General features: G+C 67.2%; 14 protein-coding genes. 4 read left to right on the forward strand and 10 right to left on the reverse strand.

From position 1 onward, the window contains the following. Nucleotides 1–122: 122 nt before the first annotated feature. Both DKT68_RS32510 and DKT68_RS04040 read right to left on the reverse strand, forming a co-directional pair. Nucleotides 123–947 carry a very short patch repair endonuclease gene (locus DKT68_RS32510; protein WP_109816086.1) on the reverse strand — a complete coding sequence of 275 codons (825 nt, stop codon included), beginning with the start codon at nt 945–947 and terminating at the stop codon, nt 123–125. Further along, a complete protein-coding gene (locus DKT68_RS04040; RefSeq protein ID WP_109816087.1) occupies nt 944–2,248 on the reverse strand; it encodes a DNA cytosine methyltransferase in 1,305 nt (434 codons plus the stop codon). The genes DKT68_RS32510 and DKT68_RS04040 overlap by 4 nt, the downstream gene beginning before the upstream one ends. A 162-nt stretch (nt 2,249–2,410) precedes the next feature. On the opposite strand from DKT68_RS04040, the gene DKT68_RS04045 reads away from it, so the two are divergent. Beyond that, on the forward strand, nt 2,411–2,833 hold the full coding sequence (locus DKT68_RS04045; protein WP_109816088.1) for a DUF4259 domain-containing protein: 423 nt from the start codon (nt 2,411–2,413) through the stop codon (nt 2,831–2,833). Here DKT68_RS04045 and DKT68_RS04050 read toward each other — a convergent pair. From DKT68_RS04050 to DKT68_RS04080, 7 genes are all read right to left on the reverse strand, one after another. Continuing rightward, nucleotides 2,830–3,432, reverse strand: coding sequence for a hypothetical protein (locus DKT68_RS04050; protein WP_109816089.1), 603 nt, complete (start codon nt 3,430–3,432; stop codon nt 2,830–2,832). The genes DKT68_RS04045 and DKT68_RS04050 overlap by 4 nt on opposite strands. Before the next feature lie 10 nt (nt 3,433–3,442). Next, the gene (locus tag DKT68_RS04055) at nt 3,443–6,295 is read right to left on the reverse strand and encodes a Z1 domain-containing protein (protein ID WP_109816098.1); all 2,853 of its coding nucleotides are present in this window, start codon (nt 6,293–6,295) and stop codon (nt 3,443–3,445) included. Between the two features lie 8 nt (nt 6,296–6,303). Continuing rightward, the gene (locus DKT68_RS04060) at nt 6,304–7,290 is read right to left on the reverse strand and encodes a PD-(D/E)XK motif protein (protein WP_109816090.1); all 987 of its coding nucleotides are present in this window, start codon (nt 7,288–7,290) and stop codon (nt 6,304–6,306) included. Beyond that, entirely contained in the window at nt 7,287–8,792 is a 1,506-nt protein-coding gene (locus DKT68_RS04065) for an ATP-binding protein (RefSeq protein ID WP_109816091.1), read from the reverse strand. Before DKT68_RS04065 ends, DKT68_RS04060 begins: the two co-directional genes overlap by 4 nt. Nucleotides 8,793–9,229: 437 nt before the next feature. Continuing rightward, entirely contained in the window at nt 9,230–11,329 is a 2,100-nt protein-coding gene (locus DKT68_RS04070) for an MMPL family transporter (protein WP_236646703.1), read from the reverse strand. A gap of 202 nt (nt 11,330–11,531) precedes the next feature. Beyond that, nucleotides 11,532–12,176 (reverse strand): LuxR C-terminal-related transcriptional regulator, encoded by a 645-nt coding sequence (locus DKT68_RS04075; RefSeq protein WP_109816093.1) that lies wholly within the window; start codon nt 12,174–12,176, stop codon nt 11,532–11,534. Then, nucleotides 12,128–13,432, reverse strand: coding sequence for a sensor histidine kinase (locus DKT68_RS04080; RefSeq protein ID WP_236646704.1), 1,305 nt, complete (start codon nt 13,430–13,432; stop codon nt 12,128–12,130). The genes DKT68_RS04075 and DKT68_RS04080 overlap by 49 nt, the downstream gene beginning before the upstream one ends. Nucleotides 13,433–13,583: 151 nt before the next feature. Here DKT68_RS04080 and DKT68_RS04085 point away from each other — a divergent pair, with 151 nt between their 5' ends. The 3 genes from DKT68_RS04085 (at nt 13,584) to DKT68_RS04095 (ending at nt 16,746) form a co-directional block, all read left to right on the forward strand. After that, on the forward strand, nt 13,584–15,677 hold the full coding sequence (locus tag DKT68_RS04085) for an MMPL family transporter (RefSeq protein WP_201748891.1): 2,094 nt from the start codon (nt 13,584–13,586) through the stop codon (nt 15,675–15,677). A 177-nt stretch (nt 15,678–15,854) separates the two neighbouring features. Beyond that, a complete protein-coding gene (locus tag DKT68_RS04090; RefSeq protein ID WP_109816096.1) occupies nt 15,855–16,175 on the forward strand; it encodes a GYD domain-containing protein in 321 nt (106 codons plus the stop codon). Between the two features lie 133 nt (nt 16,176–16,308). Continuing rightward, nucleotides 16,309–16,746, forward strand: a complete 438-nt coding sequence (locus DKT68_RS04095) for a VOC family protein (protein ID WP_109816097.1) — start codon at nt 16,309–16,311, stop codon at nt 16,744–16,746. 55 nt (nt 16,747–16,801) lie between these two features. On the opposite strand, the gene DKT68_RS31740 is transcribed toward DKT68_RS04095, so the two are convergent. Then, nucleotides 16,802–16,984 (reverse strand): hypothetical protein (locus tag DKT68_RS31740; RefSeq protein WP_236646705.1); only part of this gene is annotated, 183 nt, incomplete at its 5' end.

Below are 16,984 nucleotides of genomic sequence, written 5' to 3' on the forward strand. Positions count from 1 at the left end.
GCCCTACGTAGGGCACCACGCGTAGGACGATCCCTGCAGCTGCCGCACCGCAGCGACCCGCGCCATCTCATCGTGCGTGCCGTGCATAAGCAGTGTGGGCAAGCCCTCGACATCGATCTAGGTCAGGGTGGAGCATGTCTGGACCGGCCAGACGGGCTGTTCTTGTGAGGACGCACTCGGGTTGCCCGGACAGCGGCGATCACGCGTAACGCCGCCGTGTGCGGCTCTTCGTGTTCCCAAACCCGAATCGACTGCCACCCGCCCTCAGCGAGCAGCTGATCCGTCTCGGTGTCGCGCGCCTTGTTGCCATCAATCTTAGTGCGCCAGAACTGCTGGTTCTCGCGGGCTGGCCGATAGTGTTCGGGGCAGCCATGCCAATAGCATCCGTCGACGAAGACAGCGATCCGCGCGCCAGGGAACACTACGTCCGCAGTGCGGCGCAGCTTCTCCAGGGGTCGTGTGTTCACACGATATCTAAGCCCGCTCCGAAAGAGGATGGAGCGTAGCTGGCGTTCCGGCTCGGTGTCCCGGCCCTTATTGCCCTGCATTGACATGCGGACGGATCGCGACTTGGCCCATGACCCGGGAACCGGCGCGGGCGGAGCGAGCAAACCCTTCTCCCGCGCTAGTCGCCAACCCTCCGCAAGGTTTAGAGCGCGGCTAGCCTCCCCGACCTCGCCTAAATATCTGCTCGGCGAGCGGCCGCGATCCGACCAGCGCAGATACGCTCGGAGCCGCCTGGTCTTCGGGAGAAGCTTCAGCTCCACCGAGGCGCGTGCCTGACGACCACCGTCGAGATCAACCCACCGGCGATCGAGGCCTCCGGCGGCTCGGTCCTGTTCCGCCGCCACCGCTCGGCGGCTGCGTCCCTTAAGGCCTTTCCAAGCCCGCTCAGGGGGGAGCGAATCGGCCCACGCGCGGTCGATCCGGCCATCACCGCCAGTCATCGTCGGCTTTCGGCCTCATCGAGCGCCCCAGCGATAGCACGCGCAAAGAACTCGCCCAACCGCACCGGAACCGCGTTCCCGAGCTGGCGCATCTGCTCACTTCTAGGACCTTTGAGGATCCAGCTATCGGGGAAAGTCATCACCCGCGCGGCCTCCCGGACCGTCATATATCGATGACGGTACCTCAGCGGACTAACAGCGGCCGGCTCGGAGAGCAGGTCATCGGTGAGCATCACCGACTCACCGCCCGGAACCCCATGCACTCCCGCCTTCACAGTCTTCGCGGGCCGATCCAGCTCATTCGGCGTGTGACCTTGATAGATGCGAGCGTCCGGCCAACCAATGTGGTCGAGCACGCCACCGAGTTCGTACTCACGACGGTCAAGCTTGTCCCAGGGAACCGGCGGTAGCGGTCGTCGCCGGTCGATCTCCTCCTTAAGCGCGTCGCGCAGGGTCAGCCATGGGAGCTTTCCGTCATCGAAGGGGATCGCCTGCGGTAGCCGCGACTCTACGTGTTCGCGGACGTGGTACGGCACCTCCGGGTGTTTCCGCCAATATGAGCCGTCCTGGATCGAGCGAAGGAGTGCGGCTTCAGAATGAGTCGGCGCGATGGAGGCCTCGAACCGCTTCAAGTCGACTTCAAGGTCGGACCGGAAGGCGACGATGATGATTCGGTTGCGCATCTGCGGCACCCCATAGTCGGCCGCGTTGACCCGAGTGGTAACGACCTCGTACCGTTTCTTCGGGTCGGCGGGGGCCTCCGACAGACGCGCTTGGAGAACGGCGTCGTGCTCGCGCCAGCTGACCCCTTCTTCGCGCTGCTCGAAAGGCAGGGCGAGTTCACGCTCGATGTAATCGAAATAGGGCCGGAACGATGGGCGTAGCAAGCCCTGAACGTTCTCACAGATTACGGCCTTGGGCTGGATGTCACGGATTGCCCGAAACATCTCAGGGAACATGTTCCGCCTGTCCTCGTCGCCCTTGGCGACTCCGCCGAGGCTGAACGGCTGACACGGCGGCCCACCGGCAAGAAGATCGACCTGATCCCACAGGTAGTCGAACTTGATGTCGCGCACATCTCCTGGAACCAACGGCCACGCCTGCCCGACCGGGGGGATGAACTCCTCATCGCCTCGGAGCTCCGCCTTGTTGGCCTCTAGTGTCTTGCAGGCCCACTTGACGAGTTCGTTAACCAGGAGCGGGCGGAACCCAGCTCGCTGGACCGCCATCGCTAGCCCTCCGCCGCCGGCGAACAACTCGACCGAGGTCCGGTCTTTGGTCTCCCCTCGCGGCTCAAGCATTGCGGAAGCATACCGCGGAGTTGTCGATCTTAGGAGCCGGCTCACCGCAGCCGCTCCTCGCTTGCCATTCCCGGCCACCGGGAACCACACTGGCCACGCCCTCCGATCCTCTGCGGCCACCGTCCACCTGAGCCCGTGAGCCGCGACTCATCAAGGAGAGAAATGGCCACCTGGAACGTGGGGCCCTTCGACAATGACGACGCGGCGGAGTGGTGCGAGCAGTACGAGGCGGCCGCGCCGGCCGAACGGACCGAAGCGGTATCGCGAGTGTTGCGGCGAGCCATCCTCGACTCAGCTTCACTATCCGATACGGCCGCAGCTCAGGCGATCGCCGCAGCCACAGTAGTCCGTCAGGCCCACACCGGTTTGCCCGACGTGACGACCCCACACGCGCCTCGGTTCGTCGATGGCGCCGAATATGTCGACGTCACCCCGGTCCTGCTGCGACTCGCCGCAGCGGCCGTGGAGCTGATCCTGCGGGAGGGTTCCTCCTGGCGTCGGGGTTGGGCCGATGACGTCGAGGGTGACCTCGCGGTCGAGGCGTTGGAACGCCTCTACGCGGCGTTGGGCGACAAACAGCCCTAGGCCGCCGCCGCCAGCCACTCCCGTCGCACAAAGCCCACATCAAGTCCGCAATGTTCCGCGATCCGGCGGAACCTCTTTGATCTATCAGCGTCGATCGGAACATCGTCCGTCCCGTAGACGACGATCAGTGGACGCTCGGCCGAATCGACCGCCTCATTCAACGCCGCCCAGACCAGGTCGCGGAAGTTGCGCACCCGACCCCAACACACGTAGCGCTCCCGCGAGCCATCGGTGGCTTTGCAGTGCATGGGCTTCTCGCGGATGGTCCCCGGCCGCACGTTCCAGCCGGAGCCGAGGATCAGGAAGAGGAACTCACTCGGCGGCGTCAAGTGCTTCGATACGTATTGTGCGTACGATCCGAAGCTCTCGACGGCGCGCGCGTACTCCTTGAGGGGTCCGTCCTTGAGCCACACTCGCATGCCCTCCGACGTCATGTAGTCGGCGAGCACGCCCCCGATCGCGTCGTCCTCCACCCACCGGGTGTAGTAGGCGGTCTTGGCGCGCGCAGGAAGCTCCTCCCAGTCGAGCGTGTCCACCTGGCGGTAGAGCTCGCGAATGACTTCAGCGCGGACCTTCTCCGGAACTGACGGCTCGGGCAACTTTACGTCCTTACCACGTGTGATTTTCCGTTGGGATGGGCCGCTTAGCGGCGGCCCGATAGACCAAGGGCTGGGTACCGGCCGGGACCGCCTTCTCAGGTAGCTGAAGCCGGATAGCCATGACGACACCGTCCGGCCAGGTGTCGCGCGGGAGGTCCTCGCGGGCCCGATCCTTGTCGATCACCGGATAGATCATCGCGCACCCGGTCTTTGAAGTTCGACCGGTGAGCGACGCGAGCCCCGCACGGTGAAGGCTCTCCGAGTTCCCGCGCAGGCTGTCATTCTCGATCTTCCGGCCGTGGAGCGAGAACGTGCCGAGGCCGGGTATGGTCACGCCGCGGTCGGACCGCCGCTGCGGAAGCACGATAATCCACTTGTCGACGGCTTGGCTGTCCAGGCTCTTGATCCAGGCCAGGTCGGCCTTGAAGGTGTCGTCGTGCCGCCACTGAAGCTGCGTAAGAACGTCAACCATCTCCGCGTGGGAAACCTCTCCGGTCAACGCCTCGAAGCTCCGGGTGCCTGCGGACAAGGTGCTTTCGCTCGATGCGGCCCGTAAGAACGGGGTCATGACCTTGACGTTGTTTCGCAGCTTCTCCGACTCGACTAGAGCCGGGTAGCCGGAGCTAGGCTCCTTGCTCGGGCTGCGCTTCTCCACAAGCTGGGCGTAGCGCATCTTGTTGGCCGCCGTCGGGCGGAGCCCATGCCGGGCGACCAAGGGCTGAATGTGGGCAGGGGTGACCAGCGGACGTCCGTCCGCCATCACCGCGTACTGCCGCAGCTCGTCGCGGAAGAGCTCCTCATCTCGACAGGCGGCTTCGAAGGCGTCGCGTATTTTGGCGGTGATGAACAGGCGAACCAGGTCGCGGTAGCCGGGCCGGAAGCCGAACCAGCGCCCCATCTGCATCAGGGCTTCGGCGTGCCCGACGGTCCGGAGGTAGTAGGTGATCGTAAGGCCTTCGACGGTGAACCCTCGAGCCAGCTTGTTGCCGCCTACCAGGATCCGCCACACCGAGCGACGGTCGAAGTCCAATTCTTCCTGATCCGGCTCCTTGTTGCTGTTGATCACCAACACTGGGTCGCCGTTCGGCGCGATCCTGCGCACGACCCGCCCGATCAGCGGTTCGAGCTCCGCGAACGACGCGGGCATCGGATATCCCAAATCGAGCCCGTGGGACGCCGGAGCGAAGTCGCTGTCGTAGAGCTCGCGAAGCCTTTTCATGCCCGATGCGAGCGTGTGGCCCGACCTACTCCATAGTTCTCGAATAGTCTCCGCACGGATGTTGTGCTTGGCCTTCTTGGCGGCCTCATGCACGAGCATCGTGTGGTGCCGGTAATGATTATCATCAGGGCTCAGCCCTTGTCGGTACAGCTTGATGGCGCCGGCGAGCACGAACGAGTCGAGTGCCTTCTGAAAAGCGAACTCTTCGTCCCCGTCATCGATCAGGCGGACGTGCGCCTTCTCCTTCGAGTTCGAGAAGGTCCGCTCCGACTCGGGGACCGACGAATCGATGTCGTGGAAATCTTCGACACCCATGTAATCCAACGGCCGGCGCAGGGCGAGCAGGTAGTCGGACGGGAACACGTCGTTCTTGTCTGTGTAGTCGCTGAAGACGTTGGCGAACGGCGTCGCGGTGTACCCCACGTATTGAACCCGAGGGAGCATTTGCAGCAGTGTCGAGATGCGCTCGTTGATCGTGGTACGTTCCTTCTTGGCGCCCGGCGACTGCTTCTCGGGGTCGACGGTGTTGATAGACGCCTGGTCGGACTCGTCGTCGATGATGAGAGCGGGGATGTCCTCGAGCCGGTCGGCGTTGTTCTTCAGGTCCGAGATGAGGTTCTGCAGTACCGACTCATTCTTCTTCACCACGATGAGTCGAGCATCGGTGGAATAAAGGTTCTCCGCGCTCCAGACGGGCTTACTCTTGTCCTTACGCTCAAATTCCAGCGCCGGCAACCCCTGCTGGAGTGAGCGGTAGTCGAACCGACGGGTGGTCATCCGCCGGATCTCGGGCTTTCCTAGGGCCGACGGCTGCACCCCGTACCTGTTAAACCGGTCGTTGATCCAATCCTCATCATCGAAGTAGTCAATATGCTTGGCCGCCTCGATGTCGTTCTCATTGACGCGGCGGAGGATGTTTTCCCGGCCGACCAGCTCCATGTCCAGCCGCCGCTGGGTTTGGTCCCGAAGCAGGTTGGTCGTGCCGGTCATCACAATGATGAGGCGATAGCCCGCATCGATCGCCTTGGCTATGACCCCGGCGAAGTTCGCCGTCTTTCCGCTCTGCACATACCCGACGACCAGGCCCTTGGTCGGAACCGGCTTGCTTTGGGCCGGGTTGGCGAACCGTTCCAGCACCCTGCTGGTGGCCGCATCCAGACGAGTGATCGCTTCGGCCTTCCACCTCCTCCGCCTACGAAGGTAGGCCACGTAGTGGCTCCAGTAGAAATCGCGTTGCCGTTGAAGGTCAGCCGTGTACCACGGCTCCCACTTGCCTGCGATCACGGTGTCGTGGTCAGTGGCGATCGAGAAGGAGTCGGCGAACTGGGCAGCCGTCTTGTCCCCGAGCCCGAGCAGATTGATGATCTGCGCACGTCGTAGCTCGGTGTTTGGCTTGGTGTCGCCCATCCACAGGCCCGATTCGATGGGCGCGTGGTCCCAGGTGGCCAGCCGAATATGCAGCTGTACCCGGAGCTCGTCATTGGGGTCGGCGGCGGCGACATAGTCCCGTAGACGATCCTCTGACACGTCGAGGTCGGGGGCGATGTCCTCCGCCTCGACGGCGGCCCGCCGCACCAGGGCTTTCGGCCCGCTCACCATCGCGCCGAGAGCGCCGAGGTATGCGGTGACCAGTGGTTCGTTCATGGTCGTCCTCACGATCCGAGTGCGGCGACGATACCTGCGGGAATGGAGACGGGGCTTGCCATGCCGTCCAGATCAACTCGATAGCGAACCTGGATCAACCGAACGATCGGCAGGCCGGCTTGCTGCAGGGCGTCCGGCACCAACCGCGGGAATTGCTCGTCGACCTCGAAGGCCGCACTTCCCGTCCGACGCTCCCAGCGCGACGTCATCTGAGTGGCGTAGGCGGCGGACCACCCAGCCGCGCTCAGCTTCGCCTCGAAGTCGTCGCGAGTCGTGCTGGGAAGAGTTGATCCCACCTTGTCGATTAGTTCCGGCAACGTCTTCCCGAAGCCCACACCAGCACCTGTTAATTGGTGCGACACGAGCCACAGCGGCCGGTCCGTTGTGGGCTGCAGCTGAGTTAGCGAATCGATCCAATGAGCGCGGCGCTCGCTGATCGTCGTCTTGACCTCGACGTCCACAGCAGGCAGCCCGAAGTCGTGTTCCTCGCCCTGGGGACCTCGCCAGGCACCCACTGCCGCCGAACCGCCGACTCTCGCCGCCAGACCACCGAGCGTCAACAACTCGCCGAACAGGCCGATCTCTCGCTCTTGAGAGATCGACTCAGGCTCGCGGAGGAGGGAGGCCAACTGTCCCAGCGTCTCCCGTAGCGCGTGAGTGGGCGTCATCCCGGCGATCTGGATTCGGTCGGCCATCGAGCAGAGCACGGCGTAGGCGTCCCGGAACAGGGCCGTCGCCACGACGACCACCTCCAGGTAGTGCTGTCCCTCGTGATCCGCCACACGAGCGACGATGTTGGTTAGCCCGGTGACCGGAGCCTGGGTGTCCGGGTCGACCTCAATCCGCAAACCGAGCTCGGGCTTTGCCGGGCGAACGAACACGGACACCGCCGGTGTCCCGCGGATCGGCAGGACGACCGGAACTTCGCTTGCGAGATACCGAACGAAGCTATCGACCGAGACGTGGCGTCTATCCACGCTCGCCGCCGACGTCATCGGCGCTCCGCTTGCACGGCCGTGGTGAGAACGGACTGCCACAGTTCGATATTGTCCTTGTCGCGCGCGCCGTGATAGTTACCCTCGAACGAATCCGCCACCAACAGGTACAACAATGCTTTGACCAGGGGGAGATCGTTCAGGCCACCGTGCTTGCCGCCGAGCAGCATCTTCCGGTAGCGCTTGTTCAGCCACAACGTACTTTGTTCTCGGTCCACACGGAAGAAAGAGTCGTCCACAAAGGTCATCCAGCGGATTTCGATAGGATCACGGCCGAGGAACGGCGGCACCTCCTTACGGATCACGTCCTTGACTGTGGACGGCAAGCCGGCCCCGGGATAGATCATCGGTGTGCGCTTCATCGAGCGGGCGTTCGCCGTTCGATAGACCTGCTCGGCCATGTCGAAGTAATCATTGAAGCTAATGCCGTCGGACGATCGAGCCGCTGCGGCAAGGCGGGAGAACTCCAGTCCGACGAGCACCCGGGACTTCTCCGCGTTCATGTGAAACATACCGGCGATGTCCCCGTCGATGTCCACCTCGACTCGCGCCAGCTGCAGCTTCGCGTGCGACACGTGGATGCCTTCCCAGCCGCCGAACTGCAGCAGCCGGTCCCGGCGGTAGAAGTAAAGCCCCTGGTATTCAACCGGCGTTCCCCGCAGCCGGTAGGACGGGGTACTGCTCTTGCCCGGCCAGATGTGGCACTTGAAGAAGATGTCGACACCGTCGACAGTGGCGGTCAGGGTCTTGGGGTAGCCCTCAGCACCCGGCCGTGAGTATGCGAACGGATTCAGCGGGGTGACTGGGATCGGAGGCCCGAGATAGGCCTCATCGACGTCGTAGACCTCGAAGTCGACGCTGAGCCGCTCCTGTTCGAGGAAGCGATGGAACACGATCCCGAGATGCTGGCACGCGCCGGTGATCAGGCGATCGATGAAGATCTCAACGCGATGTGCCTCCGACCCGGCCGGGAAAGTGACCACATCATCCCACCGGATGATGGTTCCGGACTCGCCGAGCGAGATTCGCCAGTCCTGGTCGAACTCCGCGGTGACGAACGGAGCGGGAATCACGTCGCACGAGAAGTCGCGCTTCGTCGTGGTGTTCACCCGCCACCTGCGGCCGACCGGGTCCTGGCCGGCGGCGCGGGACATGACGGTAAGGCTGCGTGCCTGACTGAACGACGCAGCCTTGAGTCCGAGCCCGAAGTGTCCGAGGTCGGAATTCTCGTAGTCACGCCGCCCGCCTACTGTCATGGCCGTATCTATCTTGTCGGGAGCCATGCCTCGGCCATTGTCGGCCACATAGAGCACGCGCGGAAGACCGCCCGCGACTACGAGCCTGATCACGACATTCGTGGCGCCGGCGTCGACCGAATTGTCAACCAGGTCAGCGAGCGCCGTCTCGAGCGAGTGGTTCCGCCCGATCGCGTCGAGCGCTCTCGGATCCGGTGGCAGATCGATACTGCCGTCAGTTGGAACATCCGGGATCCAGTCGCTCACTACGCCTCCAGCATTCGCTCGGCTGCGAACCGAGCCACAGCATATGTCGGATCTTCGCCAGCTTGAGAAGACCCGGTTCCACGCTCAGCCAGCCAGCGCCCGCAGCGGCGCGGCCAGCTCTAGGAAACGTGCATGCCACAGTGTCCGCAACCGTCTAGGAGGCCACAAACTCTGCCACAACCGGCCCAACAATGTCACCATCGAGCCATCGGTTCAGGTCGCCCACGGTCGTCGCCTGGGGCAGCACTGTTTGATACCAGCTGCAGGTCCCCGGCATCGTTCAGGTCGTGGCTCCAACTACAGACCAGTCCAGCCACCGGTCAAGCGTCACCGAGCCGCCGACCGGGCCTTGCAGCTGGGTCAGGCCCCAACCACGGCGCAATGCCAATGGTCGGCGTACCGCGAACCGGGCGCACCATCACCCACCGCCTGTCGGGCTAACCCGGCTGGTCGACGGTACTGGCGTGCCGCCCGCTGGCCCGCCGCTCGTCGCCGTGCCCCGGCCACCACGCCTTGTGCCCGATCAGCGCGGTCAGCGCCGGAACGAAGAACATCGACATGACGAACGCCGACAGCACAATGCCGATCGCCACCGCGAAGCCCATCTGCTGCAGGAACGAGATCGGCGCGAGCAGCAGCACCGCGAACGTGCCGGCCAGGATCAGTCCTGCTGCCGCGACGGTCGGTCCGGCGTGTTCCACGCCGATGGCGGCGGCCTCGTGTGGCTCGTTGCCCTCCCGCGCTTCCTCGCGTAGTCGGGCGATCATCAGGATGTTGTAGTCGGTCCCGATCGCCACGACGAAGAGGTAGAGGATGATCGGTAGCTGGAAGGTGACTCCGGGCTCGCCTTGCAGCCCTTGGAAGAGGTAGACCGTGGCGCCCAGCGTGGCGGCGAAGTTGAGCAGCACCGCGATCACGAGGTAGATCGGCGCGACCAGGCTGCGCAGCAGCAGCGCGAGGATGAGCGCGATCAGGCCGGCCGCGACCGGCAGGATGACCGACAGGTCGCGGTTGTTCGCCGAGTTGATGTCCGCGAAGATCGCGGTGGTTCCGCCGACCAGCGCCCGGGTGCCGGGCGGGGCCGCCGTGTGCACGGCACCGCGCAGGTCCTCGCGGACGAGATTGATCGCCTCGTTGGAGACCGGGTTCTCGTTGAGCAGCAGGTTGACCCGGGCCACACTCGGGTCGGTGCTGCGCTCCGGGGGCTGCGCCTGGCCCACTCCCGGGGCTTTCGCTACGGCCGCCGCGAATTCGTTGACCTGTTGCTCGGTCAGCTGCGACCCGTTACTGGTGGTCAGGTAGACCTCGGTGGGGGCGAGCGCGCCGGCGGCGAACCCGCGCTGCAGGTCCTGCGCGGCCTTCGCCGACTCGGTGTCCTGCGGGAAGCCGGCGCTGAAGTCGTAGTCGGCCTTGTAGCCCAGCACGCCTGCGGCGAGCGCGACCAGGAGGACGCCGGATGCCGCCGCGACGAGTGCCGGCCTGCGCCCGACGACCGTGCCGAGCCGGTGCGAGATGGTGGCCTTGGGCGCACGCTGCCACGCCTTCGACGGCCAGAAGACGTAGCGACCGAGCAGCGAGACGACCGCCGGGACGAGAGTGAGCGAGGTGATCAGCATGACGCCGACCGCGATCGCGAGCGCCGGGCCGAGCGAGCCGAAGAAGCCCAGGGAGGCGAGGAGCAGCACGAGGAACGCGACGATGACCGCTCCGGCGGCCGACGTGATGACCTCGCCGACCCGCTGGACGGAGACGACCATCGCGGTGCGCTTGTCGTCACCGGCGCGCAGCCGCTCCCGGTAGCGGAAGAGCAGGAACAGGATGTAGTCGGTGCCGATGCCGAACAGCACGATCAGCAGGATCGTCTGCAGATCCTGACTGACACTGAGATCGAATGCCTTGCCCGCGGCGGCGACGAGACCCGTCGTGATGCTCAGAACGACGCCGACGACCACCACGGGCAGCAGCGCGGCGATGGGGCTGCGGAAGATGATCAGGATCAGGCCGATGATCAGGATGATCGTCGCGATGCCGACCACGGCGAAGGCGTTGTTGAAGGTGTCCTCGTTGTCGACGAAGCTCGCCACGTCGCCGGCCACGCCCGCGGTCAGCCCACTGTTCGCCAGCTCCGGGCCGATGTCCGCCCGCAGGTCGCGTACGGCGTCGAGCAGCGCCGGGTCGTCGGGGGTGGGGGCGTCGAGCCCGACGTTGATGATCTGCACCGACCTGTCCGGCGCGACCGCGGGCGGACCGGTGAGGTAGCCGGACGTGTGCGGGATGTTCTTGGCCTTGAGCGCCTGGGCGAGCTGGCCGACCTTCGCCTCGTCCGCCGGTGTGAGTTTCTGCCCGTCGGCGCGCTTGACCACGATGATCGCCGTCGCGGTGGCCTGCTGCGGAAACGCCTTCTGCCCAAGCTCGGTGGCCTGCACGGACTCGTACGAGCGGGGCAGGAAGCTTTCCTGGTCGGCGGAGGTGATGTCGCTCAGCGACGGTGTGGTGGCGATGATGGCGGCTGCCGCGACCACCCACCCGGCAATCACCCACCAGGCTCTGCCCACAACGAATCTGCCCAGCCGCTCGAACATGGTTTCCCCCGTGTGTTCGGCACCACCGACGTCTGGGGCCTGGAGCGCCCAGGGCATCCGCCCGTCACTCTGCCGGCAGTCTTCGCTACCCGCTGTGCAGACTACCGTCGCCCGGTACTCCTTTTCGGATGCTTGGGCTCCGGGGGCTGCACGAGTTTCACCTGTTCAGGTACGCGAGCACCGCCAGCACCCGCCGGTTGTCGTCATCGGACGGCGGCATGCCCAGCTTGCTGAAGATGTTGTTGATGTGCTTGCTGACCGCCTTCTCGGTGACGAACAGCCGCCCCGCGATCGCCGCGTTCGACCGTCCCTCGGCCATCAGCCCCAGCACCTCCCGCTCCCGGGCGGTCAGGTCCTGCAGCGGCTGAACGCCGCTGTTGCGGGCCAGGAGCTGGGACACCACCTCGGGGTCCATCACCATGCCGCCGTCGGCGACTCGACGAAGCGCGTCGATGAACTGGCCGACGTTGGACACCCGGTCCTTGAGCAGGTAGCCGACTCCCCCGCTCCGGTCGGCGAGCAACTCCCGCGCGTACAACTGCTCGACGTGTTGGGACAGCACGAGGACCGGCAGCCCGGGCATCTCCACCCGGGCCGCGAGGGCGGCTTGCAGGCCCTCGTCGGTGAAGGTGGGTGGGAGGCGCACGTCGACGACGGCGATGTCGGGGCGGTGGCGGGTGAGCGCCGGCAGGACGGACGGCCCGTCGGCGACCGCCTCGACCACCTGGTGTCCGTACGCGTCGAGGATGTGCGTCAGCCCGTCCCGGAGGAGGGCGAGGTCCTCGGCGATGACAACTCGCACGGCAGCTCCATGGTCACGACGGTGGGTCCGCCGGGCGGACTCTGCACGGTCATCGTGCCATCGAAGGCTGCCAGTCGGCGTCGTACACCCGCCAGGCCGGTCCCCGCGTCCGGCGACGCACCGCCCCGGCCGTCGTCGCCGACCACCAGACTCAGCAGGCCATCGCTGTGCGCGACGTGAATCCAGGCACGCCGAGCGCCGCTGTGTTTGGCGATGTTGGTCAGTGCCTCGGCCACGGCGAAGTAGGCCGCGGATTCGACCGCCGCGGGTGGGCTGCCGGGTAGCTGCACGTCGACGTCCACGGGCAGCGTAGTGGTCAGGGCGAGGGCTTCCACCGCTCCGGGGAGGCCACGTTCGGCGAGCACCGGCGGGTAGATGCCGCGGACGAGGTTGCGCAGGTCGGCGAGGGCGTGACCGCTGGTCTCCTGCGCCTCGCCGAGCAGTCGCGCCGCCCGCGCCGGGTCGTCGGCCATGAGCTTCTCGGCCAGACCGATGCTCATCCGCAGCGCGACCAGCCGGGCCTGCGCTCCGTCGTGCAGGTCGCGTTCGATGCGGCGCAGCTCGGCGGCCTGGGTGTCGACGGTGTCGGCGCGGGTGGCGGCGAGGTGCCGGACCCGCAGGGCCAGCTCCTGCGCCCGGGTAGGGGCGAGGAAGAAGCCGGCGAAGCGGAAGTGCAGCCACACCAGCCAGTGCGCGACGGCCAGCCCGCCGGCGAGGAGCAGCCAGCCCTGCGGCGCGGACAGCCACGCCTTCGCGAAGTTGTCCATCGGCCAGAACACGCCGTAGCCGTACCAGTCGATGGTCAGGTAGAGCACCAGCGGCACGAACAGGGCGCCCTCCAGCCCGTATGCGGGCAGCGCGAACGCGAGCAGGCAGACGCCGCCGGTGATGGTGCCGGGGATCAGCCAGGCGAAGTCACGCCAGGTCGCCGGATCCGAGACCACCCACCGGAACCGCTGCCAGGTGCCGAGCCGGGCGCCAGCGGGCACCGGCGCGTACGGCGACGCGATCGGCGCGCCGGCCCACCGGCTCAGCCGGCGTTGCGCCGTCAGCGACAGCCGTACGAGCACGGTCACCGCGGGAAAGAGCGCGAACCCGATGCCGAGTGCGGGGATGAGCGCGAGGGAGACCACCGACAGTGCGAACAGCGCCACGTTGGTGCCCAGGCTGAGCAGGGCCACGGCCAGGCCCTGCACGGCGGCGAGGGCGCCGGACCGGAGCTGCTGCCAGATCGTCGAGCGTACGGAGCTGTCCACGGCGTCATTCTCCGCCCGATGCGCCACCGGAATCGGTGGTGCTACCACCACCTGCCTTCGGGACCTGCCACCCCTGCCTTCCACCTGCGACGGCCGAAGGATCAAAGGCATGACCAGGCAAAAGGAAACCGCGCGGCACCGACTGGCCGCAATGCCGTCCGGCCGACGCAGCAAGTACATGATGCTCGTCTTCTGGCTCGTCCTCGTCGCGGCGGCCGGGCCGCTGGCGATCAAGCTGACCGAGGTGCAGGACAACGACAGCCTCGGCGCACTGCCCGCCACCGCCGAGGTAAGCCGGGCGACCCAGCGCGCAGAGGAGGCGTTCCCGGACTCGCAGAAGCCCCTCGCTGTCGCCGTCTACGCCCGCGAGGGTGGGCTCACCGACGCCGACCGCGCCAAGGTGGACGGCGACCGGGCGGCGTTCACCCCGCACGCCGATGGCGCTCAGGTGTCCCCGCCGGTGCCCAGCGACGACGGGCAGGCGCTGCTGCTCTCCTTTCCCGTCGCCGGGGACGCCGACCAGCGCGCCGACGCCGTGGCCGCCATCAAGGACCGCCTGACCGCGGACGTACCGGATGGGTTGCGGACCGCGCTCACCGGCCCCGCCGGCGGGGAGGACGACGTCTTCGACGCGTTCGCCGGCATGGACACCGCGCTGCTGCTGGCGACCGCGGCCACCGTCGCGTTGCTGCTGCTCATCACCTACCGCAGCCCAATCCTGTGGTTGATCCCGCTCATCACCGTGGCGCTGGCCAACCAGCTCGCCAGCGCGGTGGTGTACCTACTGGCCCGACACGCCGGCCTGGCCGTGGACTTCCAGAGCCAGAGCATCCTGACGGTGCTGGTCTTCGGCGTCGGCGTGGACTACGCCCTGCTGCTCATCGCCCGCTACCGGGAGGAGCTGCGCCGGCACGCCGACCGTCACACGGCGATGGCCGTCGCGCTGCGCCGGTCGATCGGTGCGATCGCGGCGTCGGCGGCGACCGTCGCGCTCGGTCTGCTGTGCCTGCTCGCCGCGCAGTTGCCGTCCACCCGGGGGCTCGGGCCGGTCGGCGCGGTCGGGATCGTCGCGGCGCTGCTGGCCATGACCACACTGCTGCCGGCCGTGCTGGTCATCTTCGGGCGGTGGCTGTTCTGGCCGTTCGTGCCCCGGTACTCGCCCGACGCGGTTGGGCTCGACGTGGCGGCCGAGCACGGGCTGTGGCGCCGCATCGCCGGGTTCGTCGGCCGGCGACCCCGCGCGGTGTGGCTTGGCACGGCGGCGGTGCTGGTCGCGCTGAGCTTCGGCATGCTGAACCTCAGCATCGGCATGCCGCACGACGAGTCGTTCACCAAGGGGGTCGGCTCCGTCACCGGCCAGCGGATGATCGAGGCGCACTACCCCCGGGGATCGGTCGCGCCCGCCGAGATCCTGGCCGCCGCCAGCCCGGCCGAGGAGGTCGTGGCTGCCGCCCGTACCGTGCCGGGGGTCGCCGAGGTGGGCGAGCCGGAACGCTCGCCGGACGGCCGTTGGGTACGCATCGCGGCGGTCCTGGCCGACACACCGGACAGCGACGCGGCGCTGGACACGGTCGAGCGGCTCCGCGCGGCGGTGCATGCCGTGCCGGGTGCGCAGGCGCTGGTCGGCGGGGATACCGCGTACCTGATCGACGAGGAGCGGACCGTCAGCCGGGACAACCGGGTCGTGGTGCCGCTGGTGCTGACGGTCGTCTTCGTCATCCTGGTGCTGCTGTTGCGCGCGCTGGTCGCGCCGCTGCTGTTGCTCGCGAGCGTGATCCTCTCCTACGTCGCCGCGATGGGCGCGGCCGGCTTGATCCTCGACGCGATGGGCTACCCGAACCTGTTCGTCGGGATCCCGCTGCAGACGTTCCTGTTCCTCGTCGCCCTCGGCGTGGACTACACGATCTTCCTCAGCACACGGGCGCGGGAGGAGGCGGCGCTGCTCGGGCACCGCAACGGCGTGCTGCACGCACTGACGGTCACCGGCGGGGTGATCACCAGCGCGGGCGTGGTGCTGGCCGCCACGTTCGGCGCGCTCAGCGTGCTGCCGCTGGTGCCGTCCGTGCAGACGGCGGTCATCATCGGCGTCGGGGTGCTGCTCGACACGTTCCTGATCCGCAGCCTGCTCGTCCCGGCGCTGGCGCTGCACATCGGCCCTCGTACCTGGTGGCCGAGCGCCCTGGCGCGGCCAAGGATCCGGCCGGTCGCGGCGCCGCCGACCGAGCGGGCACCGGCGGCGTCGTAGGAATCCCGCGGGAGTCGGCAGCCCGGCCAGATCGCGCGCTGGGCCTGGCTGCCGACCTGCTCCGCCCGCCGTCGCGGATCCGGCCCTGGGCTCATGACTAGCCACTCCGCCGCCGGGTACGCGCATGCGTGGTGGCGGCCGGGCAGGCGCCGATCCCTCTTGGGAGGAGAGATCCGGATGGCGAAGTTCCTGTTGAGGTCGACCTACACCCTCGACGGGGTCAAGGGGTTGGCCAACGACGGCGGCACGAAGCGCGCCGAGGCCGTCCGCAAGTCGATCGAGGCGGCCGGCGGGCAGATGGAGTCGCTGTACTTCGGGTTCGGTGATCACGACACCTACGTGTTGTGCGACCTCCCCGACAACGCCGCGGCGGCCGGACTGGCCATCGCGATCCGGGCGGCGGGCGGCGTGGACACGAAGATCACGCCGGTGCTGACCCCGGGGGAGGTGGACGAGGCGACCCAGCGGAAGGCCGAGTACCAGCCTCCGGGGAGGTGAACGTCCGCCGATCCAGCGCATCCGCCGGTTGAGGCGCGGCTCGGTCGGCACCCGGGTCTGGCCGGAGTACCACCCGCAACAACGTCGAAGCCGTCTGCCACACCCCCGAGTGATCACGCGTTAGGTTGGCGACATGGAGCAGCGGATCAGCCTCGTCACCCTCGGCGTCACCGACGTGGCGCGCGCACGAGCGTTCTACGAGCAGCTCGGCTGGCGCGGCCAGGAGGTCGAGGAGACGGTCTTCTTCCAGGCCGGCGGCCTGGCGGTGGTGCTGTGGGGCCGGGACAAGCTGGCCGCCGACGCCGGCATCGATGATCAGGGCGCCGACGGCTTCGGCGGCGTGACCCTGGCGCAGAACGTCCGGTCGCGGGCCGAGGTCGACGAGGTGATCACCGCGGCGGTGGCCGCCGGCGCCGAGGTGACGAAACCTGCCCGGGAGACGTTCTACGGCGGCTACGCCGGCTACTTCACCGACCCCGACGGTCACGTGTGGGAGATCGCCTGGAACCCCGGCTTCCCGCTCGCCGAGGACGGCACGATCACCGTCCCCGACTTCGGCGCAACGGGCTGAGTCGGGCTGCGAAGGGCCGGCCGAGCCACGCCACGACGGTCGGCACCTGATTGCGTCAGGGTTCGGTCGGCGGGCAGAGCAGCCGATCCAGCAGCGGTAGCTGTAGGGGATCCAGGCAGAGCGTGATCAGGGCGGCGTCCCGCGACGGGGTTGGACTGGGCGGGGCCGGAGCGGTGGGCGTGGCCGACGCGGTGGGCAGGGCCTGGCTCGTATACCCATCTGACGCTGCCGACGATGA

It is taken from the genome of Micromonospora acroterricola, assembly GCF_003172955.1.
Taxonomy (GTDB): domain Bacteria; phylum Actinomycetota; class Actinomycetes; order Mycobacteriales; family Micromonosporaceae; genus Micromonospora; species Micromonospora acroterricola.